Origin of the sequence: Achromobacter spanius, from assembly GCF_029637605.1 — a bacterium.
Lineage (GTDB): Bacteria > Pseudomonadota > Gammaproteobacteria > Burkholderiales > Burkholderiaceae_B > Achromobacter > Achromobacter spanius_E.
In genome coordinates, this window is record NZ_CP121261.1 from 3,561,048 (window position 1) to 3,585,880 (window position 24,833).

The 24,833-nt window shown below is 62.6% G+C and carries 26 protein-coding genes; 15 read left to right on the top strand and 11 right to left on the bottom strand.

The genetic code is table 11. The annotated features are described in order from the left end of the window. The first annotated feature begins 2 nt into the window (after window positions 1–2). The 4 genes from P8T11_RS15855 to P8T11_RS15870 all read left to right on the top strand — a co-directional run bounded on the left by P8T11_RS15855 (window position 3) and on the right by P8T11_RS15870 (window position 5,690). Window positions 3–1,226: a CaiB/BaiF CoA transferase family protein gene (locus P8T11_RS15855; RefSeq protein WP_268081058.1), complete on the top strand. Its 1,224-nt coding sequence runs from the start codon at window positions 3–5 to the stop codon at window positions 1,224–1,226. Then, complete coding sequence (locus P8T11_RS15860) at window positions 1,223–3,583, top strand: acyl-CoA dehydrogenase (RefSeq protein ID WP_268081056.1); 2,361 nt, start codon at window positions 1,223–1,225, stop codon at window positions 3,581–3,583. Before P8T11_RS15855 ends, P8T11_RS15860 begins: the two co-directional genes overlap by 4 nt. Window positions 3,584–3,624: 41 nt before the next feature. Continuing rightward, a complete protein-coding gene (locus P8T11_RS15865; protein ID WP_268081055.1) occupies window positions 3,625–4,596 on the top strand; it encodes a Bug family tripartite tricarboxylate transporter substrate binding protein in 972 nt (323 codons plus the stop codon). Between the two features lie 131 nt (window positions 4,597–4,727). Next, the gene (locus P8T11_RS15870) at window positions 4,728–5,690 is read left to right on the top strand and encodes a LysR family transcriptional regulator (protein ID WP_259250434.1); all 963 of its coding nucleotides are present in this window, start codon (window positions 4,728–4,730) and stop codon (window positions 5,688–5,690) included. A gap of 21 nt (window positions 5,691–5,711) precedes the next feature. Here P8T11_RS15870 and P8T11_RS15875 read toward each other — a convergent pair whose 3' ends face one another. From P8T11_RS15875 to P8T11_RS15910, 8 genes are all read right to left on the bottom strand, one after another. Then, a complete protein-coding gene (locus P8T11_RS15875) occupies window positions 5,712–6,578 on the bottom strand; it encodes an amidohydrolase family protein (RefSeq protein ID WP_268081054.1) in 867 nt (288 codons plus the stop codon). Next, window positions 6,575–7,189, bottom strand: a complete 615-nt coding sequence (locus P8T11_RS15880) for a carboxymuconolactone decarboxylase family protein (protein WP_268081053.1) — start codon at window positions 7,187–7,189, stop codon at window positions 6,575–6,577. The genes P8T11_RS15875 and P8T11_RS15880 overlap by 4 nt, the downstream gene beginning before the upstream one ends. A 29-nt stretch (window positions 7,190–7,218) precedes the next feature. Then, complete coding sequence (locus P8T11_RS15885) at window positions 7,219–7,833, bottom strand: glutathione S-transferase N-terminal domain-containing protein (RefSeq protein ID WP_268081052.1); 615 nt, start codon at window positions 7,831–7,833, stop codon at window positions 7,219–7,221. A 37-nt stretch (window positions 7,834–7,870) separates the two neighbouring features. Beyond that, the gene (locus P8T11_RS15890) at window positions 7,871–8,515 is read right to left on the bottom strand and encodes a flavin reductase family protein (RefSeq protein ID WP_268081051.1); all 645 of its coding nucleotides are present in this window, start codon (window positions 8,513–8,515) and stop codon (window positions 7,871–7,873) included. Window positions 8,516–8,551: 36 nt separating this feature from the next. Then, window positions 8,552–9,523: a tripartite tricarboxylate transporter substrate binding protein gene (locus P8T11_RS15895; RefSeq protein WP_418910297.1), complete on the bottom strand. Its 972-nt coding sequence runs from the start codon at window positions 9,521–9,523 to the stop codon at window positions 8,552–8,554. A 1-nt stretch (window position 9,524) separates the two neighbouring features. Next, the gene (locus P8T11_RS15900) at window positions 9,525–10,523 is read right to left on the bottom strand and encodes a Bug family tripartite tricarboxylate transporter substrate binding protein (RefSeq protein ID WP_268081049.1); all 999 of its coding nucleotides are present in this window, start codon (window positions 10,521–10,523) and stop codon (window positions 9,525–9,527) included. A 133-nt stretch (window positions 10,524–10,656) separates the two neighbouring features. Then, entirely contained in the window at window positions 10,657–11,196 is a 540-nt protein-coding gene (locus P8T11_RS15905; RefSeq protein ID WP_259250442.1) for a thioredoxin family protein, read from the bottom strand. Between the two features lie 32 nt (window positions 11,197–11,228). Continuing rightward, window positions 11,229–11,918: a cytochrome c biogenesis CcdA family protein gene (locus P8T11_RS15910; RefSeq protein WP_268081048.1), complete on the bottom strand. Its 690-nt coding sequence runs from the start codon at window positions 11,916–11,918 to the stop codon at window positions 11,229–11,231. Between the two features lie 175 nt (window positions 11,919–12,093). On the opposite strand from P8T11_RS15910, the gene P8T11_RS15915 reads away from it, so the two are divergent. From P8T11_RS15915 to P8T11_RS15925, 3 genes are all read left to right on the top strand, one after another. After that, a complete protein-coding gene (locus P8T11_RS15915) occupies window positions 12,094–12,225 on the top strand; it encodes a hypothetical protein (protein ID WP_268081047.1) in 132 nt (43 codons plus the stop codon). Between the two features lie 80 nt (window positions 12,226–12,305). Further along, window positions 12,306–13,046, top strand: a complete 741-nt coding sequence (locus tag P8T11_RS15920) for a response regulator (protein ID WP_259250447.1) — start codon at window positions 12,306–12,308, stop codon at window positions 13,044–13,046. After that, a complete protein-coding gene (locus tag P8T11_RS15925) occupies window positions 13,043–14,362 on the top strand; it encodes a sensor histidine kinase (RefSeq protein ID WP_268081046.1) in 1,320 nt (439 codons plus the stop codon). The genes P8T11_RS15920 and P8T11_RS15925 overlap by 4 nt, the downstream gene beginning before the upstream one ends. Before the next feature lie 49 nt (window positions 14,363–14,411). Here P8T11_RS15925 and P8T11_RS15930 read toward each other — a convergent pair whose 3' ends face one another. Next, the gene (locus P8T11_RS15930) at window positions 14,412–16,079 is read right to left on the bottom strand and encodes a PLP-dependent aminotransferase family protein (RefSeq protein WP_268081045.1); all 1,668 of its coding nucleotides are present in this window, start codon (window positions 16,077–16,079) and stop codon (window positions 14,412–14,414) included. Here P8T11_RS15930 and P8T11_RS15935 point away from each other — a divergent pair. Genes P8T11_RS15935 through P8T11_RS15970 form a run of 8 tightly spaced genes read left to right on the top strand, consistent with a single transcriptional unit; the run spans window position 16,078 to window position 23,066 of the window. Continuing rightward, complete coding sequence (locus P8T11_RS15935) at window positions 16,078–17,538, top strand: anthranilate synthase component I family protein (RefSeq protein ID WP_268081044.1); 1,461 nt, start codon at window positions 16,078–16,080, stop codon at window positions 17,536–17,538. The genes P8T11_RS15930 and P8T11_RS15935 overlap by 2 nt on opposite strands. After that, window positions 17,535–18,119, top strand: coding sequence for an anthranilate synthase component II (locus P8T11_RS15940; protein ID WP_268081043.1), 585 nt, complete (start codon window positions 17,535–17,537; stop codon window positions 18,117–18,119). Before P8T11_RS15935 ends, P8T11_RS15940 begins: the two co-directional genes overlap by 4 nt. Window positions 18,120–18,145: 26 nt before the next feature. Next, on the top strand, window positions 18,146–18,487 hold the full coding sequence (locus P8T11_RS15945) for a cupin domain-containing protein (protein ID WP_268081042.1): 342 nt from the start codon (window positions 18,146–18,148) through the stop codon (window positions 18,485–18,487). Between the two features lie 2 nt (window positions 18,488–18,489). Beyond that, a complete protein-coding gene (locus P8T11_RS15950) occupies window positions 18,490–19,926 on the top strand; it encodes a UbiD family decarboxylase (RefSeq protein WP_268081041.1) in 1,437 nt (478 codons plus the stop codon). A gap of 43 nt (window positions 19,927–19,969) precedes the next feature. Continuing rightward, window positions 19,970–20,656, top strand: a complete 687-nt coding sequence (locus P8T11_RS15955) for a flavodoxin family protein (RefSeq protein WP_268081040.1) — start codon at window positions 19,970–19,972, stop codon at window positions 20,654–20,656. 6 nt (window positions 20,657–20,662) lie between these two features. Further along, window positions 20,663–20,950: a chorismate mutase gene (locus tag P8T11_RS15960; protein WP_268081039.1), complete on the top strand. Its 288-nt coding sequence runs from the start codon at window positions 20,663–20,665 to the stop codon at window positions 20,948–20,950. Beyond that, complete coding sequence (locus P8T11_RS15965) at window positions 20,947–21,708, top strand: B3/B4 domain-containing protein (protein ID WP_268081038.1); 762 nt, start codon at window positions 20,947–20,949, stop codon at window positions 21,706–21,708. Before P8T11_RS15960 ends, P8T11_RS15965 begins: the two co-directional genes overlap by 4 nt. Beyond that, window positions 21,705–23,066, top strand: coding sequence for a TrpB-like pyridoxal phosphate-dependent enzyme (locus tag P8T11_RS15970; protein ID WP_268081037.1), 1,362 nt, complete (start codon window positions 21,705–21,707; stop codon window positions 23,064–23,066). The genes P8T11_RS15965 and P8T11_RS15970 overlap by 4 nt, the downstream gene beginning before the upstream one ends. A gap of 36 nt (window positions 23,067–23,102) precedes the next feature. Here the strand turns inward: P8T11_RS15970 and P8T11_RS15975 are convergent, their stop codons facing one another. After that, window positions 23,103–23,738 carry a LysE family translocator gene (locus P8T11_RS15975; protein ID WP_268081036.1) on the bottom strand — a complete coding sequence of 212 codons (636 nt, stop codon included), beginning with the start codon at window positions 23,736–23,738 and terminating at the stop codon, window positions 23,103–23,105. A gap of 109 nt (window positions 23,739–23,847) precedes the next feature. After that, the gene (locus P8T11_RS15980) at window positions 23,848–24,750 is read right to left on the bottom strand and encodes an IclR family transcriptional regulator (protein ID WP_268081035.1); all 903 of its coding nucleotides are present in this window, start codon (window positions 24,748–24,750) and stop codon (window positions 23,848–23,850) included. Between the last annotated feature and the right edge of the window lie 83 nt (window positions 24,751–24,833).

The window sequence follows — 24,833 nt, forward strand, 5'->3', positions numbered from 1 at the left end:
TCATGAACGGAGCATTGGAGGGCGTGAAAGTCCTGGACCTGAGCCGTGTGTTCTCCGGCCCCTGGGCGGCGCAGATGCTGGCGGACTTTGGCGCCGACGTCATCAAGGTGGAACGCCCGGGCCGGGGCGACGACGTGCGGCACCAGGGCTACCCGATGCCCGACCGCAAGGGCGAACCCAGCGCGCAGACCTCTTCATTCGTGGCGATGAACCGTGGCAAGAAATCCCTGACGATCGATATCTCGCGACCTGAAGGACAAGCCCTGGTTCATCGCTTGGCGCAGGGTGCCGACATCGTGATCGAGAATTTCAAGGCAGGCGACCTGCGCCGCTACGGGTTGGACTATGCATCGCTGTCCGCGATCAACCCCCGACTGGTGTACTGCTCGATCACCGGCTTCGGCCAGACCGGCCCCTATAGCCACCTGCCCGGCTACGACCCCATCTTCCAGTCCATGAGCGGCTTGATGAGCGTCACCGGCGTGCCCGATGGCGAGCCGGGCGCCGGCCCCGTGAAAGCGGGCTATTCGGTGTCGGACCTGACGGCGGGCTTCTACGCCGTGGCGGCCATTCTGGCGGCGTTGCGGCATCGCGACCAGGTGTCCGGCGTGGGCCAGCATATCGACCTGGCGCTGCTGGATGCGCAGATCGCCGCCATTTCACACATCGGCATGAACTACCTGGCCAGCGGCAAACTGCCTGCGCGCATGGGCTCGGCCTCACAGATAACCGCGCCGTTTCGCGCCTTTGCCTGCCGCGATGGCCACCTGATGGTGGCCGTGGGCAACGACTCGCAGTTTCGCAGCTTTTGCTCGGTCATTGGCCTGCCTGCCTTGGCCGATGACCCGCGCTTTGTCAGCAATCCGAAGCGCGCCGCCGCGCAAACGGACCTGTCGCGCCTGATCGAGCCGGCCATGCTGGCGCGCACCGTCAGCGAATGGAATGACGCGCTGGCGGCCGCCAACGTGCCTTGCGGCCCGATCTACACGATGGATCAGGTATTCGAAGACCCGCAGGTGCGGCACCGCAAGGTACTGGGCAGCGTCTTGCATCCCGAACTGGGCGACATGCCCGTCATCAACAACCCGATTCATTTTTCCGGGACGCCGATCGCACCCGGCCTGCCGCCGCCCCTGTTGGGCGAACACACGGCGGCGGTGCTGCGCGGTGAATTGGGCCTGTCCGAAGACGAGATCGCGCGCCTGCACGCCGAGGGCATCGTATGAGCAACGTTGACCATGCGCTGATCGAAGAAATTCGCGACAGCGCCCGCGACTTTCTTTCGCGCCGCGATCAGCGGCAACGCAAGCGCACGGCAAGCGGAATCGATCGCGACTATTGGCGCGACATCGCCGACGTGGGCTGGCTGGCCATGAGCGTGCCCGAATCACTGGGCGGGCTGGGCCTGGGGTGGCACGCGATGGCGGCAGTGGTCGAGGAAGCCGGCCGCGCGCAATTGCCCGAGCCGCTGGTGGGCGCCGGCGTGCTGGCCGCCGCGCTGTTGGCGCGTATCGATCCCGTACCCGGATCGGCGCTGCGCGACACGTTGCTGCAAGACCTGTGCGCCGGCACGCGCATCATCGGCGTGGCCTGGCAAGAAACCGAAGGCCAGTTGGAAGCCGGCGAAGCCGCGGGCGTCTTCGGCGTCAGCGTCACGGCGCGCGAAGGCACATACGTGCTGAACGGCGAAAAGCGCCACGTCATTCCAGGCGATGGCGTAGACGGCTGGCTGGTAACGGCGGACGGCGAACAGGGCACCGCGCTGTTCTACCTGGAAGCCGGCACGCCCGGCCTGACCCTGCAAGCGCATGCGCGCGCCGACGGCACCGCCGCTTGCCACCTGAGCATCGAAGCCGCCGTGGTGCCCGCGCAAGCCTTGCTTGCCCGCCACGATGTGTTGGACGCCGTTGACGCTGCGCTGGACTACGGCCGGCTGATGCAGTCGGCCGAAATGATCGGCCTGGCGCGGCAAGTGCTGGCCGATACGGTCGCCTATCTGAATACGCGCCATCAGTTCGGCAAGCCGCTGTCATCATTTCAGGCCTTGCAGCACCGCTTGGTGGACGCCGTCATGCAAGTTGAGTTGGCGGCCAATAGTTTGCAAGATGCACTGAACACGCTGTGCGACACGCCGGCCGCGATAACGCAGCCGCCTGATGCCACCACGCGCAAGATCGTGGCCAGCCGGGTCAAGGCACGCGCGGCGCGCGCCAGCCTCGAAGCGTCACGCCTGGCCATCCAGCTACACGGCGCCATCGGCTACACCGAGGAATGCGACGTCAGCCTGTACTTTCGCAACGCGCTGCACCTGGCTGCGTGGCTGGGCAATGCCACGGCCCATCGGCAACGCTATGGCGCGCTGGCCGAAGACCCGTCGCCCCCTACCGATGACGCGGCTGTGCGGGATGACGCCCAAGCGGAGTTTCCCCGCGAGGCAGACTGGAACGCCATGCCGGAAGACGACTTCCGCGCCCTCTTGCGCCGCTTCTTCCGCGCGCGTTACCCCGCCCACTTGCGCCATGTGCCGTGGCGCCTGCATTGGGACGAGATCAAGGGCTGGTACTACACCTTGTCGCGCCAAGGGTGGATTGCCCCGTCATGGCCGCGCGAACACGGGGGCATGGCGCTGTCACCCGCACGGCAGATCGCCTTCATCGAAGAAGCCGAACGCTACGGCGTGGCGCGCGCGCCTGACCAGGGGCTGGTGATGCTGGGCCCCATCCTTATCCGATATGGCACCGACGAACAACGGGCGCGCTTCCTGCCGGGCATCCTGTCGGGTGAGGCGGTTTGGGCGCAGGGCTATTCGGAGCCCGACGCCGGGTCGGACTTGGCGGCCTTGCGCTGCGAGGCCGTGATCGATGGCGACGACCTCGTTGTCACCGGGCAGAAGACCTGGTCCACGCTGGCGCAGGACGCCACCCACATGTTCATGCTGGTGCGCACCGACAAGACCGTCAAAAAGCAGGCGGGCATCAGCTTCCTGCTGGTTGACCTGGCCAGCCCCGGCGTCAGCCGGCGCCCTATCCGGACGCTGTCCGGCCACGAGGAATTCTGCGAAGTGTTCTTTGACCAGGTGCGTGTGCCGCGCGCCAACCTGGTGGGCGAACTGAATGCCGGTTGGGGCATCGCCAAGGCGCTGTTGGGCTTTGAACGGCTGTTCTCGGGCAGCCCCAAGCATGCCAGCCATGCGCTGCAACAGATCTTCAGCGTGGCGCGGCAACGCGGTCTGCTGGCCGACCCCGCGTTCACCGACCGGCTTGCCGAACTGCGGCTGGACACCGCCGACCTGACCGCCATGTACCGCGTGTTCGCCGACATGGCGCGGGCTGGGCGCCCCCTGCCGCCGGAACTTTCCTTGCTGAAAATCTGGGCCACCGAAACGCATGAACGGCTGGGCGCGCTGCTGATCCAGATTGCCGAGGAATACGGCGGCGTGGAAATGCGGCTGGGCTATGGCGATGGCGGCGTCCACGCGCTGGCGCCGTATGTCAACGCGCTGGCCGCCACCATCTTCAGCGGCACCAACGAGATTCAACGCAATATCTACGCCAAACAGGTCCTGGGTCTGGACGGCGCATAACAACAGCGCGCCTACGCTTGGGCGCCATCAGGAGAGAGACAATGAAGAAAGCACCCGCACTGACGGTGGCGGCGGTATTGCTGGGCGCGGCGCTTGCGCCCGTGGCGCAGGCCGCGCAACCCTGGCCCAGCCAGCCCATCCGGCTGATCGTGCCCTACCCGCCTGGCGGCTCGGTGGACAACTTGGCGCGACTGCTGGCGCCGGCGCTGGGCCAACGGCTGGGCCAGACCATCGTGATCGAAAACAAGGCGGGCGCCAGCGGCACCATCGGCGTGGACGCCACGGTACGGGCCACGCCGGACGGCAATACGTTCGGCTTTGGCGTGCCGGGCGCCATCACCGGCCTGCCCCACGTCATGAAGGTGCCTTACGACGTCGGCAGCATTCAGTACGTGTCGTTGGTGGCCCGCATTCCGCAGGTGATCATGGTGAATCCTTCGTTGCCCGACAAGACACTGGCCGCCTTCGTCAGCAGCGCCAAGCAGCATCCGGGCAAGTACAACTACGGGTCCGCCGGCAACGTCACCACCCCGCATCTGGGCGGCGAACTGCTGAAGCAGCAGACGGGCATCGACATCATGCATGTGCCCTACAAGGGCGCTGCGCCGGCCGTTACGGCCCTGCTGTCCAACGAGGTGCAGATGTTTCCCGGGGATGCCTCCGCCGCGTTGGGCTTCATCAAGGCGGGCAAGCTGCGCGCCCTGGCGGTGGCCAGCCCCGAGCGTTTCGAAGGGCTGCCGGATGTGCCCACCACGCGCGAAGCGGGCTTTCCCGGTGTGATCGTGGAATCCAACTACGGCATCATCGCGCCCACGGGCACGCCCAAGGACATCGTGGACAAGATGGCGGACGCCATCGCCAAATCATTGGCGGACCCGACGTTGCGGCAAAAGATGATCGACCAGGGCGCCATGCCGGCCGCCACCACGCCGGACCAGTACCGCGCGCTAATGGAATCGGAATCCAAGAAATGGGGCGACGTGATCCGGCGCGGCAAGCTGGGGGTGGAATGATGCTGGGGAAGGCATGTCGCTTGGGGCTCGACGCCCCTTGCGATGTGATGTCCCTTGCAGTCTGATCCCCCAACCTCGCGCGCTTTGCCGTACGCTTATGCGTTCCTTCCTGCGACCCTAGCCCTGCCAACATGCCCTCCGCCAAAGCCACCGGCCTGAGCCTGGACCTTACCGCCGACCTGCACAAATGGCGGGCGTTTCTTGCCATTGCAGAGCTGGGCAGCATCACGCGTGCCGCGCTTTACCTGGACCAGGACCAATCGGTGCTCAGCCGCCGCATCAACGCCCTGGAACGCGAGTGCAACGCGCGGCTCTTCAACCGCACGGGGCGCGGCGTGCATTTGTCCGAGGTAGGCGAACGCCTGTTCCCCTTGGTGCAGACCTTGCTGGGCGACGCCGAGCGCCTGGAGCTGGAGCTGAACGGGCAGGCCCGCGAACCGGCCGGCGAGGTCACGCTGGGGCTGCTGCCGTCCACCGCGCATCCCCTCATCCGCCGCCTGTTCTCGCGCTTGCGCAAAAACTTCCCCAAGGTTCACCTGAAGATACTTGAGGGCTCCAGCGGCCAGATTGAAGAGTGGCTGACGGACAGCCGCGTGGACATCGCCATCCTGTACCGGTACGGCGACAAATGCCCGCCGGGCGAGCAGGCGCTGGCCTACGTGGATTCGTATCTGGTGGGCGCGGCGGGCGATGCGCGCACGCAGTCCGGCGAAGTCACGTTCGACCAGCTAAATGGCCTGCCCTTCATTTTGCCCGGCGCCCCTAATGGCTTACGCAACGCGCTGGACGGCCTGGCGCGGGCGCGCAAGATCACCATTGCGCCGCTCATCGAAGCGGACTCGCTGCCGCTGATGAAGTCGATTGTGGAACATGAACACATGTACACCGTGCTGCCCCTGCACGCCGTGTGGCAGGAAGTGCAGGAGGGCCGCCTGAGCATCGCGGCGCTGCGCGATCCCAGCATGGGCCGCATCATCTCCATGGCGTTTTCACGGTCCAAGGGACCGGGGCGCACGGTGATGGAAGTGGCGGCGCAGATCGAAACCCTGGTGCGGGAAATCGGTGGCGAAGGGGTCTGGCACGCCAGCCCCTGAGCCTTGCCAAACCTCCAGCAATCAGAAGCCGTATAGCCGCGCCGGATTGTCTACCCACACCTTGTTGCGCAGGACATCATTGCCCAGCCACTCGTACGCCACGTCCACCAATGCATCGGCCGACGGCGCCGAGGCGCCCATCCGCACAAACGGCCAGTCCGAGCCCCACAGCACTTGATCGGGGTTGGCGGCGGTGAACGCGTCGTGGATGAAGCGCGCGTTGTCGTAGTCGGGCGCGGCGCCCACCCGGCATAGCGTCAGCTTCATCCAGATGCGGCCGTCGGCAAGCAGGCCACGCAACAGTTGGAACGCGGCGTCTTCCGCACCTCGCGCCGGCACGAGGCTACCCAGGTGATCGATGACGATCGGCAGGTCCAGCGCGGCCAAGGCCGGCAGATGCTGCACATAGGCATCGCAAGGCGCCCACAACTGGGCGTGCAGGCCGAACTGCTTCATGCGCGGCGCTAACGTGGCGATCTGGCCAAAGCCCACGCTGCCGGGAAAGAGATTGCCCGCGGGGTCGCGCGCTTCCAGAAAACGCAGTCCGCGCACACCGCCATCCACCATGGCCTGCAACTGCGCATCCGTCACCGACGGGTCGGCCACCGCAATGCCGCGCAAGCGGTCGCGGCCTTGCGCCAAGGCATCCAGCAGCGCGGATGGGTTCACGCCATAGGGCGCGGGTTGCACCAGTACGCCGCGCGACGCGCCCAGCGTGTCCAACATTTGCAGGTAACGCGCCACGGGCGCATCCGGCGCCGCGTAGGACGACGCGTGTTGCAAGGGAAAGCGGTCATAGGGGCCGAACACATGGCAATGCGCGTCGCACGCCAAGGCGGGCAGCGTGTGCTTGGGCGTGACGGGCATGCGCGGCATTTCGGTATTCATGCTTGCCCCTTCTTTGATAGCGGTGCCAAGACGCTCAAGGCGGGCTGGTCCCCTTGCCGTGGGGTATCCAGCGGCGCGGGCGCATCGTCCGGCATCGGGATCTCGTGGGCGTTCAAGGTCATGGACACCATGGTGTAGTAGCCGATCACCGCCGTCAGTTCCACCACGCCCACGGCCTGCCAGCGCGCAACCGCCTCGGCATACAGTGCTGGATCCACCTGGCCGGTTTCTTGCAGTTGGCGCGCGAATTCGTAGACCACCTCATCGTCACGCGATTCGAACGACGGCGTGGCGCGCGACTGGATCGCGTCCAGCACCGCATCGGCAATACCCGCCGCGCGCGCCGCCTGCGCGTGGATATGCCATTCGATCTGGCTGTTCCAGCGGCGCGCGGTCACCACGATGGCCAGTTCGCTGACGCGCGGCGGCAGGCTGGTGCCGAAACGCAGCAAGGCGCCCAGCGCCTGCCAGCGCTCAGCCAGTTCCGGGCTGTGCAGCGCCGCGCGCAAGGGGCCGACCAGACGCCCGCGCGGGCCCGAGACAATCTTCTCGTACACGCGCTTCTGGTCGTTGGTCATGCTGTCGGGGGAAGGCAGCGGGATACGGCTCATCATCATCCTTGGTTCGGGGAATGCCACATTCACGGCGTTTCGTCAGGCTGGCTGCGCGCCACAGACGGACGCGCGCAAAAATCCAGGTGCCACGCGGCAAGCTGGGGATGCCCGGCGCGCCAGTCGATATCTGGAAAACGATAGTCCATGTACGACAGGGCGCAGCCGATGGCGATCACGCCCAGGTCGAAATCGCTTGCCGCCAGCGCGGGCGCTTCCGCTTCCAGCGCGGCCAGCACGGCGCGCACCTTCAGCGCGAAAGCGTCCAGCCACGCCGCCGTCTGCTTTTCCACAGGCTTGTTGCGCTCTTGCCGGAACAGCAGCAAGGCATCCAGAAAGCCGTCGCCCAGCGCCTGCCGGCGTTCGGCGATCAGACGCGCGGCGGCGTCCGCCGGTAACAAGCGGCCCCCGGCCAACCCGTTCAGGTAGGCACAGATCACCCGCGAGTCATACAAGGGCGTACCGTCGTCCAGGACCAAGGTGGGCAGCTTGATCAAGGGATTGTCCGCCACCAGATCCAGGTTGGGTTTGTCCATCGCGACCGGCGTTCGAACCAGTTCCACCTGGCCCTCAATGCCGGTTTCATACAGAACGATCATCACCTTGCGCACAAATGGCGATCTGGGCGACCAATGCAACTTCATCGTCTAGCTCCTTGTTCGTTAAGCGCCGCGACGCGCGTCAATGGCCTTGGGCCGGACGCACGGACGGGTCGTTCGCCGCGTCCGGCGCCAGCATTTGAAACAGGTCGCTGGTGTGCGCGTACCAGCCGGCGCCATGCATGCGCCCCAGCAGTCCCAGCGCGGGCGTATCCACATGGAAGCGCTCACGGTTCAGCAGCGCATCGTCGCGCAGATACATGCCCACCACGCGCGCCAACACAATCACGCGCTGCGGCGCGGCCTCGATCACCTGCCACACCTTGCACTCCAACGCCGCCGGGCTTTGCGCGATGCGGGGCGGCGCCACGATCCGCGAGGGCTGGGTGGAGAGGCCCGCGCGCACCAGTTCATTGACGCTGGCGTCGTAGTCCAGGCTGGTTCGATTCATCTGTTGAGCCAATTCGGCCGACACCAGATTGATCACGAATTCACCCGTGTCCAGGATGTTGCGCGACGTGTCCTTCAACTGGCCGCCGCGCGGGCCGATGCCCAACGCCACGATGGGCGGGTCGCTGCTGACCACGTTGAAAAATGAGAAGGGCGCGGCGTTCAGCTCACCGCGCGCCGATTGGCTGACCACCCAGGCAATCGGGCGTGGCACGACCACGCTGGACAGCAGCTTGAAGGCGTCGGCCGACGCCAGTTGGCTGAAATCAAAGTTCATGGCGGCATGCTCTGGCGTGAATGGCGGGAGGTCGTGTCATTTTGCCAGCAGCCCCAGCGAGCTCAGCAGCCGCTGCATGTCGGCACGGTCGCGGCGAACGTAGGCCTCGGCGTCAGCCGGGGTCAGCGACATCAGCTCGATCGCCTGCTCTTGCATGACGCGGCGGTATTCGGGGTCGTCGTTCACGGCCCTCACGGCGCTGCTCAAGCGCTGCACGATGTCGGGCGGCGTACCGGCAGGCGCGGCCAGGCTGTACCAGGTTGCCGCCTGCGCGCCCGGCACACCCGCTTCAGCCAGCGTGGGCACGTCGGGCAACAGCGCCGAACGCTTGTCGGCCGCGTAGGCCAAGGCAATCAAGCGCCCCTGACGGATGAACGGCAAGCTGGCCGACAGGTTCAGCATGGCCAGGTCGATCTGCCCGCCCACCACATCATTGATGGCGGGCGACGCGCCTGCGTACGGGATGTGGTTCAACTGCACATGCGCCGCCTGCTGAAACAATTCGGCGCCCAGGTGCGTGGCGCCGCCCACCCCCGCCGAGCCATAGCTGAGCTTGCCGGGTTCGGCCTTGGCGCGCGCCAGCAGCGTCGCCACGTCGCGGATGCCGCGCGATGGGTTCACCACCAGCATGATGGGTTGCACCGCCACCACCGAGCAAAAGGCGAAGCCGTCCACGCCGTCGTAGGGCGTCTTCTGCATCAGCGGCGTAACGACGTGGCCGGCGGAGGTGCCCAGCAGCAAGGTGTAGCCGTCAGGCTTGGCGCGGGCCACGAAGCCCGTGCCTATGGACGCGCCGCCGCCCGGCTTGTTTTCCACCACCACCGGCTGGCCCAGCCGCTTTTCCAGCGCACGGCCCAGGCTGCGCGCCACGACATCGGCGGGGCCGCCCGCCGCATAGGGGTTGATCAGGGTCAGCGGACGCTCTGGGTAGGCGGCCTGGGCGGCGGGCATCGCCACGGCGGCCATCACGCTGGCGGCCATCAGCAGGGATCGGATCATCGATGTCATGTCAGTCTGCCTTGGCGCCGGACTGCTTGATCACCTGTGCCCACTTCACCGTGTCGGTCTTGATCTGGGCCGCGAAGGCTTCGGGCGTGCTGTGCGTGGTCTGGATGCCGTAACCCGCCATGCGCTCGACCATCTGCGGCGACTGCATCACCGCGCCAATGTCCTGGTTCAGCTTGTCGATCACGGCGCGGGGCGTTCCCGCCGGCGCCAGCACGCCTGACCACAAGCTGACTTCGTACGTCGAGAAGCCCGGCGCTTCCGAAATCGACGGCACATCCGGCAGCACCGGCAGGCGCTTGCGGCTGGTCACGCCCAGCGCACGCACCTTGCCCTGCTTCACTTGTTCGATGAAATTGGAGGACGTATCGATCATCATCGAAATCCGCCCCGCCAGAAAATCGTTGATGGCGCCGGCGGTGCCCTTGTACGGGATATGGCGGATATCCACGCCGGCCGTCGACTTGAACATTTCGCCCGCCAAATGGCTGGTGGTGCCGGTGCCCGACGAGCTGAACGTCAGTTCACCCGGCCGCTGCTTGGCCAGCGCCGCCAGTTCCGCCACGGAATTCACGTTCAATTCCGGGTTCACCACCAGCAGGTTCGACGTCAGGTTAGTCAGCGTGATCGGCGCGAAACTCTTTTGCGGGTCATAGCGCAGTTTGGCGTACAGCGACGGGTTGATGGTCAGCACCCCCATCGTCGAGTACAGCAGGGTATAGCCGTCGGGCGCGGCGCTGGCCACGGCCTCCGCGCCGATCGACCCGCCCGCCCCACCCCGGTTTTCCACCACGACAGCCTGGCCCAGCTTGTCCCCCAGCCCTTGCGCCAGCGCGCGGGCCATCAGGTCCGTTGCGCCCCCGGCGGGAAACGGCACCACCAGCCGGATGGGATGGTCAGGGTAGGCGCCTGCCACGGCGGGTGCCGTCATTCCCACGGCGCACGCCATCGTTGCGCCCCCCAGCCACAGGCTGACCGACGTCAGCGCGCTTGCGATCTTCATGCTGTCTCCAAACCTTGGGTTTTTGTGTTTGGAGCATGGTATGCGGCGTACCGGGGTGGCGCTATGCGCGGTATCGCATATCTGCTTTGCGCCGCGCCATACCGACCGCGCCCCCCGTTTCCGCCCCTGCGAATCAACCCGGCTGCGCCAACAAGCGCTGAATCTCGGCCTCCGTCTCCGCATACTTGCCTTCCCCAAAATGGCGGTAGACGATCTGACCCTGCTTGTCGATCAGGTAGAAGGCCGGCCAATACTGGTTGCGGTAGGCATCCCAGGTGGCGTAGCGGTTGTCTTGCGCCACCGGGTAGGTGATGCCGAAGCGTTCCAGCGCCTTCTGCACGTTGGGCGTGGACCGTTCAAACGGGAACTCCGGCGTATGCACGCCCACCACCTCCAGCCCCTGGTCCTTGTACTTCTGATACCAGCTAGTCACGTAGGGCAAGGTACGCACGCAGTTGATGCAGGTGTAGGTCCAGAAGTCCACCAGCACCACCTTGCCGCGCAGCGACGCCAACGTCAGCGGGTCGCTGTTGAGCCAGTGCTCGATGCCGGTGAATTCCGGCGCGGGGGTCGGTTTGGAGGCGCCGGCCTGCGCGGTAAGCGGCATCACCGAGGCAGCCAGCGACGTGGCCAACAGCGCGCCCAGCGCGATTTTCTTGAACGTGGCGAACATGGTCGTACTCCTTGAATTGAGGTGAGGGACGGTCAGTTGAAAAGGTTGCTGATCCAGGCGTAGGCCAGGATGTCGTACTGGAAATAGATGGCGGCGGCAGTCAGGATCAGCAGCACGCCAAAGCCTTGCTGCAAGCGCTGCGTGTAGCGCGACAGGCCACGAACCCGGGCCGCGATGGCCTGGCCGCCGTAGGCGATCACCAGCATCGGAATGCCCGCGCCAATGGCGAACATCAACAACAAGGTGCTGGATTGCGTCAGGTTCTGCGCCTTGGCGGCCAGCACCAGAATCGACGCCAGCACCGGGCCGGCGCAGGGCGTCCACACCGCCCCCAACGACAGCCCCAGCACAAAGCCACCCGCATTGCCGCTGCCCGAGCCGCCCGCGTTGAACGCCAATTGCTGCAAGGGGCCGCCGATGCGGGCGATCAGGCGGTCGTAAGGTTGCGGCCAGATGCGCACCAGGCCGAACAGCGCCAGCAGCGCGATCGACGTGGACCGCACGGCTTCGTGTACCGTTGCATTCAGGGTGGACAACAGGCTTAGCGCGATACCCAGACCGGCAAACGCCAGCACGAAGCCGGACACGACGAACAAGGGACGCCAGCGGTCCGGCCGTTCCAGCGAGGTGCCCAGCAGCACCGGCAGCAAGGGCAGCACGCAGGGCGAGGCAATGGTCAGCATGCCGGCCAGCAAAGCGATGGGGGTGTTGATCAGGTCCATGGGGCAAGTCCTTTGGAAAGAGGCCCCATTGCACCCGCGCCGCGTATCCGGCTTGTGCCGGTTTTGCGTGTTTTTTCCTGGCTTATGTATCTGCCGCCAGGGCGTACACAGTACGACACACTTGCGGCGGCGGCCGGCGCTATAACCCGTTCATGCCCTGCTACCGGAGACCCTTATGAAGCGCATTCTGGCCGTACTGCTGTTGATGTTCGGCGGTTTCAGCACCGAAGCCGCCAAGCCCTTCCAATGCCAGCTCATCGCCAATACCCGACCGCGCCGCGACCCGCTGCCGCCGGCCGACCGCTGAAGGTGCCGCCTTGGATAAAATCCGCTTAGCCGCGCGCGTGCTTGCGCGCGTTGCCGCCCCAACCCTTTAGGCCACTGCAGATGGATCAGATTGATCACGTGATGATCGTCGACGACGATCGTGAAATACGCGAGCTTGCCGGCAACTTCCTGAAGAAGAACGGCCTGACCGTCACGCTGGCGGCCGACGGCCGGCAGATGCGTTCGCTGCTGGAAAACCTGTCCGTCGACCTGATCGTGCTGGACATCATGATGCCGGGCGACGACGGCCTGGTGCTGTGCCGCGAACTGCGCAGCGGCAAGCACCGCCGCATCCCGATCCTGCTGCTGACCGCGCGCAGCGACGACATGGACCGCGTGCTGGGCCTGGAAATGGGCGCCGACGATTATCTCGTCAAGCCCTTTGTGGCGCGCGAATTGTTGGCCCGCATCAAGGCGATTCTGCGCCGCACGCGCATGCTGCCGCCCAATTTCCAGGTGACGGAACCAGGCCGCGAGATCGCCTTCGGCGACTGGCGGCTGGACACCACCGCGCGCCACCTGCTGGATGAGAGCGGCACGGTGGTGTCGCTAAGCGGCGCCGAGTACCGGCTGCTGCGCGTGTTCCTGGACCACCCGCAGCGCGTGCTAAACCGCGATCAACTGCTGAACCTGACCCAAGGCCGCGACGCCGATTTCTTTGGCCGCTCGATCGATCTGCTGGTCAGCCGCCTGCGCCAACGCCTGCGCGAAGATGCGCGCGAGCCCCGCTACATCAAGACCGTGCGCAGCGAAGGCTATGTGTTCGCGGCGGCGGTCGACGTGTCGGAAGCCAACGAGTGAACCGCACCGCCCGCCCGCGTTCCTCCTGGCCCGGCACCCTGGTCGCGCGGCTGTTCCTGATTTTCCTGATCGGGCTGATTCTGGCTTATGGCCTGTCGTTCGCCTCGCTCTTCTACGAACGCTACAACGCCACCAAGAGCATGATGCTGGGCGACCTGGAACGCGACGTCGCCATCGCCGTGGACGTGCTGGACCGTCTGCCCGCCGATGAACGCGAAGCCTGGCTACCGCGTCTTTCCAGCGGGAACCGCCAGTACCTGCTGAGCGACGGCCAGGCCGATCAACCCTTGCGGCTGGACGTCGCGCGCAATGCCGCCAGCGCCATCGAAGCGGCGCTGGGCACCGCGCGCCCGCTGACCATACGCGCCATGGCAAACGACCCCCGACATATCCAGGCACGCGTCGTGCTGTCCGATGGGCAGCCCGTGGTGCTGGATATCCACCTGTCGTCGATGCGGCCCGAGCCCTGGCTGCTGGTGGTGCTGGCGGTGCAGTTGCTGCTGCTGATCGTTTGCGCGTGGCTAGCCGTGCGGCTTGCCGTGCGGCCGCTGACGCGCCTGGCTCATGCCGCTGAGACGCTGGACCCGAACACCAAGAGTCCCTTGCTGGAAGAAGGCGGCCCGGCCGAAGTGGCGCACGCCGCCACCGCGTTCAACGCCATGCAAGCGCGCATCGCCGCCCACGTGGCCGAGCGCATGCAGATACTGGGCGCCATCTCGCACGACCTGCAAACGCCCATCACCCGCATGAAATTGCGCACCGAGTTCATGGACGCATCAGAAGACCGCGACAAGCTGGCGCAGGACCTGAGCGAAGTGGAAAGGCTGGTGCGCGAAGGCATCGACTACGCGCGCAGCGCGCACGGCAAGGTCGAAACGCCTGCGCGCGTGGACCTGCACGCGTTTCTGGAAAGCCTGGTCTATGACTATCAGGACACGGGCAAGCCCGTCAGCCTGAACGGCGACCACGCCGGGCCCCTGATGACGCGCCCGCATGCGCTGCGCCGCATCCTGGGCAACTTGATCGACAACGCGCTGAAGTTCGCGGGTGCGGCTGAAGTGGACGTGGCGGTGCATGGCGACACGACGGTGTCGATCTTTGTGCTGGACCGTGGCCCCGGCATTCCCGAACACGAGCGCGCCGCCGTGCTGCAACCCTTCTATCGCCTGGAGAGCTCGCGCAACCGCGATACGGGTGGCACCGGGCTGGGCCTGGCCATCGCGCAGCAGTTGGCGGAAGTGGTGGGCGGCACGCTGGCGTTAAGCGCGCGGGAAGGCGGGGGGTTGGCGGTGGAGCTGCGGCTAGGCGGCTCTTAACGCAAGATTTTAAAAAGCGCGGCGCATCGATCTAGAAGGGACACCAGGATTACTGATGATCCAGCATCCTCTCGGGGGCAGCGCGAACATCCCACTGCCCCGCCAACAACCTCGTTGCCAATTCGCCGATACGCCTCAGCGCTGATTTCCGCACATGATCCAAGGGACCCGAAATACTGATTCGTACACAATTCCGGTAGGCCCGCGTAGCGCTGAAAATGGAGCCCGGGGCGATCAGAATCCCTTCGTCCAGACACAAGGCAAACAGCCTCTGCGCATCCAGCCCCCGCGGAAGCTCTATCCATAGGGCCGAACCACCATTCGGGTCCGTCACACACGTGCCAACGGGAAATGATGCACTGATTACCTTGCATGCTTCGCCAATATGCCCGCGGTTTGCTCTATGCAAGCGTCGAATATGGCGACCATATTGCGACTCCGCCAGTAGCTCCGCCAACGCCAACTCATTGATCGGGCAGTTTCCCACCGACATGGCTGACTTAACACGACGAATCTCGCCACCGAACCGGCCGGGGTGCAGCCAGCCCACGCGTAGCGCGGGCGAAACAGTCTTGGAATATGAGTTGCACAACAGTATCCATCCGTCATGATCAAACGACTTCACCGCACGGCGACTGCTTTCGTCATTGACCAAATCGTTATAGACCGCATCCTCGACCATCGGAATCTTGTTCTCGCGCAATAACTCCTCCAGACGCTTGCGCTCCGTCAGAGGCATGCATGCACCCGTCGGGTTGGAAAGCGTCGGTGCCGACAGAACCGCATCCACCTTGCCCTGCAGCACCGCCTGCTTCAGCGCATCAACCGACATTCCGTATCGAGGATGCGTCGGAATCTCAAGGCAGCGTAGATTCAGAATTTCCAGGATTCGCAGAAAGCCGAAGGAAGTTGGGGATTCCAACGCAACGGTGTTCCCGGGTTCCAGCAAGGCTGACAAACACAGCGTGATCGATTCGGTCGTGCCGCTGGTGATGATCAAGTCCTGAGGGTTAAACGCACACCCTAACGAAAGCGCTCGAAGCGCCACCATCCGACGCAATTCGGTCGCCCCTGCTGCACATGGAGAGCGGCCAACTGCCCCAGCGCTTCGCGGTACCGCACGCAGCAGCGCCCGCTCGATCGCGCTGGTCTGCACCGGGTCCAATGTGGGATATCCGGTAGCAAACGAAATCAACGCCGGGTCTTGCGCGCGCCCCATCACCATATCAATCAGTTCCGCCATTTCAACGCCAGAGACCAAATTGGGAGGCATGTTGACGCGTGACTCGACGGCGCTACGCGCGGACCTCACCACGAAGTGGCCTGCCTGAGGACGCGTTTCGATCAAACCTGAATCTTCCAGTATTCGATAAGCCTCGAGCACGGTCGATAGAGAGACGCCTTGCTGCTTCGCACACAGTCGCAACGATGGCAGCCTGTCTCCCAGCGCATAGACGCCGAACCCGATAGCGTCTTCCAACTGTGCCGCCACCTTCCGATACAGCGGCACGCCAAATCCTCCTTGCCTGCTCCGCATGATCCTGGCCCCCCGGTTGTATGGCAGCACAAATGGCGTCATAACTTCGTATGCGAAAGCGCGAATCTGACTTTTGTATCGGTCGAGTTTAGCGGTATTTGTATCTACCCAGATTGCCACCGGATCACCGATGATTTCTTCCAGCTCAGCAGCATGAAGCATGGAGAAATAACAAGTCATGACAAGCGTTCGCATAGAGACAATCGAGCTTTCGAAATCCGACGACATTGAGCCATTCTCGGTATACCGAAATGCTATCGATATGCTTGGAAGGCATCACGCATTTCTCGCCGAATCGGTAAGCGGTCCCGAGTTGGACTGCCAGCAATCGGTGGTCGCGATTCATCGCATAGCATCCATCTGTTTTCGCTCGACATCTGCAAACCTTCATGCAGAACCAGACGCCTGGCTGTGTATCCAGCAGGCAATTGCAGCCGTTCCTGGGCTCTTTTCGTTCAACGCTTCGGGCGACATATCCTTTGCGTGTACTGAAGACCTATGGGACTTCCTGGGTGCGTTGCTCGAGTCAACTTTCAATGTCAGCAGTGAATCGACCGAATTTCATCCGGGCTTCATTGTGCGCTTGGGCTACGACGCTGCAGCCTTGAACGAGAAGTCGGCACACGCAGTTTCCCCAGAAGATCCCATCCTCATACGGCTCGACCTATATCAGAATTTCGTAGTTTTCCGAGAGCGCGGCATTCAATTTCACGCATGTCATTTCCCGGGGCTGAAGAAGCCAGACATCGGGAGCTTAAGACGACTATGCGAACCCGCCCCCCCATTACCCCACTTGACCCCAAATGCCACAGAAATCACATTCTCAAGCACCCGAGAAGATTACTTGGAGCAGTGCCACACCGCGCTAGAGCACATCGCCCGCGGCGACATCTACCAAGTGCAACTGGGGCATGAAGTCCGAGTCAAATGCAATATTGATCCGGTATCCCTATACGCCAGCTTGCGCGAACAAAATCCCGCGCCTTACATGTTTCTTCATCAGTGTGAGGACATGACTTTGGTAGGTGCCAGCCCCGAGAGCTATGTGCGCGTCGAAGGGGGATGCGTATCAATGCGACCCATTGCGGGAACCCTTGCGAAGTCGCTTGCACTGACCGAGGCAACCCTTCGCAGCGAGCTTTCCGATTCGATTAAGGAAAACGCCGAACACGTCATGCTGGTTGACCTTTGCCGCAACGACATCGGAAAAATCTGTGAGCCCAACTCGCTCGACGTTCCTTCCTTCATGGCATTGGAGGCCTATCCGTCGTTGTATCACCTGGTGTCCTCCGTACAGGGCGCCTTAAAAAGCGAATGCAACGTCGTTGCTGTCCTGCGAGCTACATTCCCGGCCGGAACCATGGTCGGCGCGCCCAAGATTAGAGCCATGCAGATCATTGAAAAGCTGGAGGGCTCTCCCCGCGGGCAGTATGCGGGCGCGTTAGGGCTGATTGGTTTCGACGGATCCATCAATATGGCTTTATGCATTCGGATGGTTACCCAGACTGACGGCATTTATCGACTGCGCGCCAGCGCGGGAATCGTCTCGGACTCGAACCCCGAACGAGAATGGCTTGAGACGCTGGCCAAAATGCGGGTGATGCATCGGTGCTTGACCGGTGAGGAGTTGCTCGCATGAACGTACTTCTAGTGGATGCTTACGACAGCTTTGTATATCTGATCGATCATCACCTGCGATCTCTCGGACTTCTAACTCGGGTAATACGCTGCGATGACCCCGCACTGAACGAAGCTCTGCTTTACTCTCCCGCGTTCGTTGTCTTAGGCCCCGGCCCCGGGCGGCCAGAGAAGGCGCGGTATCCAGAGTTGGTTCGAGCCGCGGCCGGCCGCGTGCCAATACTCGGCGTCTGCCTGGGTCATCAAGGCATCGCACAAGCCTACGGCTGCAACATCGTCCAAGCCGTGACCTGCATGCACGGCAAGACCAGCAGCATCGTTCACGACAACCAGGGCGTATTCGGCGAACTGACAGACACGCCCTTTTTAGCCACTCGATATCACTCATTGGTGGTAGATCCCCGGAGCGTTCCCCCTTCACTTCAGGTCAGCGCTCACGCAGCCGACGACGGACACATCATGGGGCTAAGGCATAAAAGCCTTCCGGTAGAGGGTGTGCAGTTTCATCCCGAGAGCATCTGCACTCAGCACGGCGCCTCGATATTCACAGGTTTCATCCGCCGTCATGTGAAGACGATCTAAGCACGATTACATAAAGGGGCATACCTATGAATTCACCGAGATACGACGCTGTTTCATTTAGCACCGAACGCGCTGCATGGACCACTTGGTCAAAGCCGGGCGCTGATGGGCGGGTCAAGACGTTCTACTCCAACGGAAAGCGGCTCAGGCTATTGGAATTGCCCCCCGGGTTTGACGAGGAAAAGTGGTGCCTTGTCGGCCATCAGGGATACGTCTTTGAAGGGCGCTTCACGATCATCTTCGAGGACGGCACCTTTGATTGCCAGCCAGGCGACGCGTTTTCCATTCCAGACGGCGTACGCCACCGATCCAGAGGGTCCATGGACGGTCCCACTCGCGTATTCGTCGTGGACAATCACCAAAGCTGACCATGCCGCACACCACAAGCCTGACGCCTGGCTTGCGGACCTCCGCGAGGCGCCTGCACACGTCGCTGCGCGACGCCCTAAGTGACTATCGTGCTCGCGGATTCGCCGTTCGCGAGGCCGACGTCGGACTACGTCCAAATCTGGAGATCGCCGGGCATTACCGAACGCAGTTCGCCACCGTGCCAGGTAGCTCCAAAAGCGGCGACGAGCCCGTGGTCCTATACCAAACGAAAAATGGCGATTTCCCAGTATTGTTGGGATTATTTGGATCCCGGGAGCGCAATGAATGGTTGCTAGGGGCACGCGCCAGAGAAGGGGCGCACACGCTGATGCGCGCTGCGCTATCCAGACCGCTCCGCCCCTCTTGGGTCGCGAACCCGCCCTGCCGGGAGCAGCAGGCGCCTGATCGCTTGGCCGCGCTACCCACGCTCACCAGCACAAGCCAAGACGCAGGCTCCTTTATTACGTCGGGCCTTGTCTGCGCGGGAGAACCCAACAGCGGATTTGTCAGTCTGTCAATTCATCGGATGCGAGTTCTGGATGATGGGCATCTGACAATTTGGATACTTCCGGGCCGAGATCTCGATCACCTATATCGACAGGCGGCAAAGGCCGGACGCGCATTGCCGCTTTCCATAAATATTGGGGTGCCCCCCGTGGTGTACCTGACATCGTCACTGAGTTCACCACTCGTTGCCCCAGGTGGCGGCGAACTGGAAACCGCTGGCGTCTTGCTGGGGCGCCCCGTGGAAATAGCTCGGTGTGCCACGAATAGCGCGTTTTGCCTGGCGCAAAGCGAGATCGTTATTGAGGCTTCGCTGCTTCAGCAGACCGTCGCTGAAAGTTCAGGCAGCGGGTCAGATTTCAGCATGCCGGAGTTTCTTGGCTACATGGGAAAAGCGCAGGACAACTTGCCGGTCGTCCGCGTTTCCGGCGTTTTCCATCGACGCAACGCGATTTACCAGACATTCATTGGCCCTGGAAAAGAACAATCAGAGCTACTGGCGCTTGCGTCGGAAGCCGCAATATTGATGCACTTGAACCGCGTCGCTGAACCCCATTTGCGCGTAAAGGATGCGCATTATTTGGCTGCGGGCGGCGGCCAATTATTGTTGGTTCTTCAAGTTGAAAAGCGGCTTGACCATCCGGAATCCATGCCTCGATTGCGCGACGCCGTCATGCAATCGCATGCCTTGTCCAAAGGAATAATCGTTGTGGATGAAGACGTGAACATCCATTCGCCAGAAGACGTTTTTTGGGCACTGGCAACGCGATTCCAGCCTAGCGTCGACCTGTACGTGAGCTCAGGGGCCGCCGGTTTTTCGTTGGACCCGTCTCAGGCAGCAGGTTACTTACACGCAACAAACCCCGTCACCGACAAGTACCTGATGGACCTCACCGTTCCCTGCCACCTTCGCCCCCAGTTTGTCCGAACCTGAAGAGCGAACAACGGGCGTCACAACACCAAAGCGAGCACTGGCAATGTCCCTTTCCTTACCGAAATTCGTCATTCTGACCGGCTCAGAGCGAGCCCATGGAAACACCGACCAGATTGCTGCCTACATCAACGCCCTGCTGGACGGAATGGACTGCGCGACTGACGTTATCCATCTCCGAGAACATCACATTTTGCCTTGCGGCAGCTGCGGCGAGTGCAACATGCGCGCCAGCGCATGCCACATCGACGACGACATGCCGCTCGTCATTTCACGGCTGAGACAGGCGGACGGCATCGTATATGCAGCCCCCGTTCACGGCTACGGCATGGCCCATCCCATGCAGATCTTTATTGAACGTGCAGGCGTGGGTTACCTACGTTTCGAACGCCCGCTGGCCAACAAGGTGGCCGGAGCAGTCGTTACGGGAAGAAGGTATTCACATGAAGCGGTCGCCGCCCAGTTGATCAACAACATCCTGTTGAATCGAATGATTCTTGTCGGGAGCGGGTATCCCGCCATCGTCCATGGGGGATCGCCGGGAGCCGCGCTGCATGACAAAGAAGGCCTGGAGTCGATTCGCATGTTGATCGCCCGCATGGCGGGAATGGTCAACCTGATGCGCAGCTTGTCTCCCGAGGCCATTGTCCGGCATCTCAGCCCCGACACCAGCAACGAGCGCCATACGGGAAGCAGCCTTCCCTCTCATTATCAATCCGTACTTTTGGAGTGACTACTCATGCAAGCGTCAGAACCATTGCGTCAAATACGGGCACAGATAGATCAAATCGACGATCAGCTTGTTCCGCTACTCGCAAAGCGCATCAGGCTCGCTTTAGAGGCATCCGAACACAAAAACACCGATGATGAGATTCGCGGATGCGATCGCGTGCAGGAGGTGCTTGAGGGTGTGAAGTTACGTGCGCGAAAGGAGGGCGGAGCGGTCGACTCCATTTTGGCCATCTACACCTTTCTCGTTCAGGAGCTCACCACCCTGCAACTTCGAGCTAAGGCAGGTCAATCATGATCGCCCAGTTTTCCTATGAAAGGCGCTTGGTCGACGACTATCCCAACCTTCGTTGCATGGTCGCTTTTATTGGCGGGATATCGATTGATGCGGACTTTGACGACATCGTCAGAGCGAACCTGGATCAGGCTCGGGGCATGCTCACGCAATACGAATCCGAGAGCCGGATTCCATCCATCCAGCAATGGAGACAGGCATATCGTCGAAACGGCACGGATCCCACGAAATTTCGGATGGCCGCCGAGTCCATTCTGCGTCGACTACGCACGAGTGACGCATTCACGTCGGAACTCCATCCCTTCGTTGTCCTTTGTAATTCATTATCAGCAATGCATGCCTTGCCGGTCGCTGCACTTGATGCGGATTGCATCGACGGGAATCTGAAAGTGGGATATGCATCTGGTCACACGCACTATCTAGGATTCGACGGCGAAACCATCGTTGTCCCAAAGGGCGAAATCACTTTCGAGGACGATGCCGGGCAAGCACACGCCCGGCGATGGTCACACAGGCAAAGTGCCTTTTCCTCGATTTCCGAGCGCACGCAGCGAGCGCTCGTCATTGCCGAAGCCTTGCACGACTCAGCCGAACTCGATCTAGGCCGCTTGTTGGACAACCTGACCGACGCCGTTGCAAGCCGATGGCCCTCCGGAACGGTGTCAGGAAGATTGCTATCCCAGCAAGACCTCGTCGCTGGATGTCGCTCACCCTTTCTAGCGCGGCTAGTTTCCTATCCAGATATGGAGGTTATGAAATGACCACAGTGACGCGGTTTCTCTTGGACGAATCTCGCATCCCGACGACCTGGTACAACCTGGCGGCCGACCTACCGACTCCCGTTCCGCCATTACTGCACCCAAAGACGTACGCGCCCATACAGCCGTCCGATTTGGAGCACCTTTTCGCTCCTGAAATCATCCGTCAGGAAATGTCGCTCGAACGCCATATTCCCATCCCTGACGCCGTGCGGGACGTCTATCGCTTGTGGCGTCCCTCGCCGTTGATGCGCGCACACCGGCTTGAACAGGCGCTGGGAACTACGGCGCGCATCTACTACAAGTACGAAGGAGCATCGCCTTCGGGATCTCACAAACCAAACTCAGCCATCCCACAAGCCTGGTACAACAAGCAGGCTGGGATTCGAAAACTTGCCACGGAAACAGGCGCGGGGCAATGGGGCGCATCATTGGCATTTGCTGGCCAACTGTTCGGTCTGGAGGTCATGATTTATCAAGTTCGCGTGTCCTACGACCAAAAGCCCTATCGTCGCGCGCTCATGGAAACGTACGGCGCGACATGCGTGGCATCGCCGTCGTCGGGCACCGAAATCGGGCGTTCCGTACTCTCGCGCACCCCCGATCACCCAGGTTCGCTCGGCATTGCCATCTCGGAAGCTGTCGAGACGGTTCTAGCCTCGCCCGATACTCGCTACGCGTTGGGATCCGTTATGAACCACGTGCTGTTGCACCAGACAGTCATCGGGCAAGAGGCATTGCAGCAGATGGAAATGGCAGGGGACGATCCTGACATCATCATCGGATGCGCCGGAGGTGGGTCGAACTTTGCCGGCATTGCATTTCCCTTTATTGGTCAACAAATGCGGGGCGGGCGCTCGCGTCGTTATATAGCAGTCGAACCCGCAGCGTGCCCAACATTGACGCAAGGGCGATACGCATACGACTTCGGAGACACAGCAGGCATCACACCACTTGCCAAAATGCACACGCTGGGCTCCAGCTTCACGCCGCCTGGGCTGCACGCCGGCGGCCTTCGCTACCACGGCATGGCCCCCATGGTGTCGCACCTTGTTGAACTAGGTTTGATTCAGCCCCAGGCCGTGCAACAGATACCGTGCTTTTCAGCTGGCCAGCTTTTTGCGCGTTGCGAGGGGATTCTGCCCGCGCCCGAATCAAACCATGCCATCGCTGCGGCCATCCAAGAGGCGTTAAGGTGCAAACGTGATGGCACACGCGATGTCATTCTGTTCAACCTGTCCGGCCATGGACATTTCGACATGACGGCGTATCAGAGCTATATGACTGATAAGTTGGTAGACCTGTCACACGATGAACATGCATTGAACGAAGCGCTATCAGCCCTTCCTGTTGCTGGCTGACCAATGCATACCGCGGGGCTCGACAGCCCCGTGCGGTTAATCAATCCGGCTGCGGCGGTATAGCGTCATCGCCGCGGCCAAACCCGCCAACACCGCCGCGCAACTGCGGTTAAGCCATCTAAGAGCCCCACCCGACAATACTCGCACCGCATGATAGCCGCCGATCGCATACAGGCTCATCAAGGCAATGTCGATGATCGCGGTGAGGAGCGCGAAGGTGATGTACTGAGTCGCTACGCTAAAGCCGGTTTGAATGAATTGCGGCAAGAAGGCGGAGAAAAACAGCAACCCTTTGGGGTTTGACAACGCAACCAGCAACGAACGCAGAAATGCGGATCGACCGCTACGTGGAATGACCGCATCCGTCGAGGCTGAGGCGACAAGCGCGGTAGGGGCTCGCCACAAGCTCCAGGCCAGATACAAAAGGTAGAGTGCCCCAATCCATTTCACCACCTCAAAGAGCAGCGTGGATGCCTGCAGAATAGCGCCCAGGCCCAATCCCACAGCACCAATCAGGATCAGGTCGGACAATGCCGCGCCGAGCATGCCGCAGGCAGCTAGCCGGAAGCCTCCCGTAGCCCCGTTACTCAACGCGAGCAATGTCGTGGGCCCCGGAATGATGGTGACGGCCGATACTGCGACCACATACAAAAAAATAGTTGTTGTATCCATGCCGGTTTCCAAGAAATACACGTGCGCGCCATGCGATGCGTGCGGCAAGGATAACTTTTGCTTGGCAATCTGTCCGCAAGACCTGGCATTCTTTGCGCTGACGCGGCGACTACTGGCTGCCCTCTCCCACATACCCCAGCGCCGCGCTGGCCGCCGCGGCTTCTTTTTTCACCGCCGCCACGATCTTGCCGTTCGCCGACACATCGAAACCACCCGTCGCGCCCAGCGCCGTCAGCACCGCGCAGGGGCGGCCGGTGTGGTCGTACAAGGGCGCCGACACCGCGCTGATGCCGCGCAGGTTCGTGTCTTTCACCGTGGCGCAACCTGCCGCGCGCACCTGGCGCCGCAGCCCGCCGATGGGATCGTCGCGATCCAGCAAGGCACGCAGGTCGTCAGGCGACTCGGCCAGTTCGGCCAGCGCCATCTGCTGAATCGGCGCTTCGTCCAAGGCCCCCAGAAACGCGCGGCCGGTGGCGGACCACAGCATCGACAGCACCGAGCCCACGCGCACGTTCACCGTGACGGGCAACGCCGGTTCCTCGAAGCGAACAATGGTCGGCCCCTTGTTGCCCATGACGGCGATAAAGCACGTGACGGCCAAGCTCTCACGCAGGCGTATCAGCACCGGTTCGCTGATGCGCAAGGGGTCGGCCTGGCGCATCGCGGCCACGCCGACCATCAGCGCTTCCAGGCCCAGGTGGTACTGCTGGGTAGCCACTTCCTGGTCCACCAGCCCCTCGGCAATCAGGCTCATCAGGTAGCGGTGCACCTTGGCGGGGCTTTCGTCCACGTGCGCGGCCAGCGCGGTCAGGCTGGCACGGCCGCCCAAGCGGGCCAGCCCTTTCAGCACCACCATGCCGGTTTCTGCGGCCTGCACCCGTTGGCGGCGTTCGCGCGGGCGGGCGGCGGATTCCTCGTCGGGATCCGGGGCGGACGCTTTGGTGGTCGCTTTATTTGGCGACTTCGTGGACGCCTTGGTGGGCGTCCGGGTCGACGGCTTGGGGGGGCTCATAGCGGATGCACTTCCTGCAAATAGGGTGCGCGGACGACGACGCGCCGCGAAATCGGCTCCAAGGTTAACCCCTCTTGAAAATT

Bases quoted from the DNA above. Each gene is read 5' to 3' on its own strand.
- P8T11_RS15855 (WP_268081058.1), top strand. From the start codon at position 3: ATGAACGGAGCATTGGAGGGCGTGAAAGTCCTGGACCTGAGCCGTGTG.
- P8T11_RS15860 (WP_268081056.1), top strand. From the start codon at position 1,223: ATGAGCAACGTTGACCATGCGCTGATCGAAGAAATTCGCGACAGCGCC.
- P8T11_RS15865 (WP_268081055.1), top strand. From the start codon at position 3,625: ATGAAGAAAGCACCCGCACTGACGGTGGCGGCGGTATTGCTGGGCGCG.
- P8T11_RS15870 (WP_259250434.1), top strand. From the start codon at position 4,728: ATGCCCTCCGCCAAAGCCACCGGCCTGAGCCTGGACCTTACCGCCGAC.
- P8T11_RS15875 (WP_268081054.1), bottom strand. From the start codon at position 6,578: ATGAATACCGAAATGCCGCGCATGCCCGTCACGCCCAAGCACACGCTG.
- P8T11_RS15880 (WP_268081053.1), bottom strand. From the start codon at position 7,189: ATGAGCCGTATCCCGCTGCCTTCCCCCGACAGCATGACCAACGACCAG.
- P8T11_RS15885 (WP_268081052.1), bottom strand. From the start codon at position 7,833: ATGAAGTTGCATTGGTCGCCCAGATCGCCATTTGTGCGCAAGGTGATG.
- P8T11_RS15890 (WP_268081051.1), bottom strand. From the start codon at position 8,515: ATGAACTTTGATTTCAGCCAACTGGCGTCGGCCGACGCCTTCAAGCTG.
- P8T11_RS15895 (WP_418910297.1), bottom strand. From the start codon at position 9,523: ATGACATCGATGATCCGATCCCTGCTGATGGCCGCCAGCGTGATGGCC.
- P8T11_RS15900 (WP_268081049.1), bottom strand. From the start codon at position 10,523: ATGAAGATCGCAAGCGCGCTGACGTCGGTCAGCCTGTGGCTGGGGGGC.
- P8T11_RS15905 (WP_259250442.1), bottom strand. From the start codon at position 11,196: ATGTTCGCCACGTTCAAGAAAATCGCGCTGGGCGCGCTGTTGGCCACG.
- P8T11_RS15910 (WP_268081048.1), bottom strand. From the start codon at position 11,918: ATGGACCTGATCAACACCCCCATCGCTTTGCTGGCCGGCATGCTGACC.
- P8T11_RS15915 (WP_268081047.1), top strand. From the start codon at position 12,094: ATGAAGCGCATTCTGGCCGTACTGCTGTTGATGTTCGGCGGTTTCAGC.
- P8T11_RS15920 (WP_259250447.1), top strand. From the start codon at position 12,306: ATGGATCAGATTGATCACGTGATGATCGTCGACGACGATCGTGAAATA.
- P8T11_RS15935 (WP_268081044.1), top strand. From the start codon at position 16,078: ATGACAAGCGTTCGCATAGAGACAATCGAGCTTTCGAAATCCGACGAC.
- P8T11_RS15930 (WP_268081045.1), bottom strand. From the start codon at position 16,079: ATGACTTGTTATTTCTCCATGCTTCATGCTGCTGAGCTGGAAGAAATC.
- P8T11_RS15940 (WP_268081043.1), top strand. From the start codon at position 17,535: ATGAACGTACTTCTAGTGGATGCTTACGACAGCTTTGTATATCTGATC.
- P8T11_RS15945 (WP_268081042.1), top strand. From the start codon at position 18,146: ATGAATTCACCGAGATACGACGCTGTTTCATTTAGCACCGAACGCGCT.
- P8T11_RS15950 (WP_268081041.1), top strand. From the start codon at position 18,490: ATGCCGCACACCACAAGCCTGACGCCTGGCTTGCGGACCTCCGCGAGG.
- P8T11_RS15955 (WP_268081040.1), top strand. From the start codon at position 19,970: ATGTCCCTTTCCTTACCGAAATTCGTCATTCTGACCGGCTCAGAGCGA.
- P8T11_RS15960 (WP_268081039.1), top strand. From the start codon at position 20,663: ATGCAAGCGTCAGAACCATTGCGTCAAATACGGGCACAGATAGATCAA.
- P8T11_RS15965 (WP_268081038.1), top strand. From the start codon at position 20,947: ATGATCGCCCAGTTTTCCTATGAAAGGCGCTTGGTCGACGACTATCCC.
- P8T11_RS15970 (WP_268081037.1), top strand. From the start codon at position 21,705: ATGACCACAGTGACGCGGTTTCTCTTGGACGAATCTCGCATCCCGACG.
- P8T11_RS15975 (WP_268081036.1), bottom strand. From the start codon at position 23,738: ATGGATACAACAACTATTTTTTTGTATGTGGTCGCAGTATCGGCCGTC.
- P8T11_RS15980 (WP_268081035.1), bottom strand. From the start codon at position 24,750: ATGAGCCCCCCCAAGCCGTCGACCCGGACGCCCACCAAGGCGTCCACG.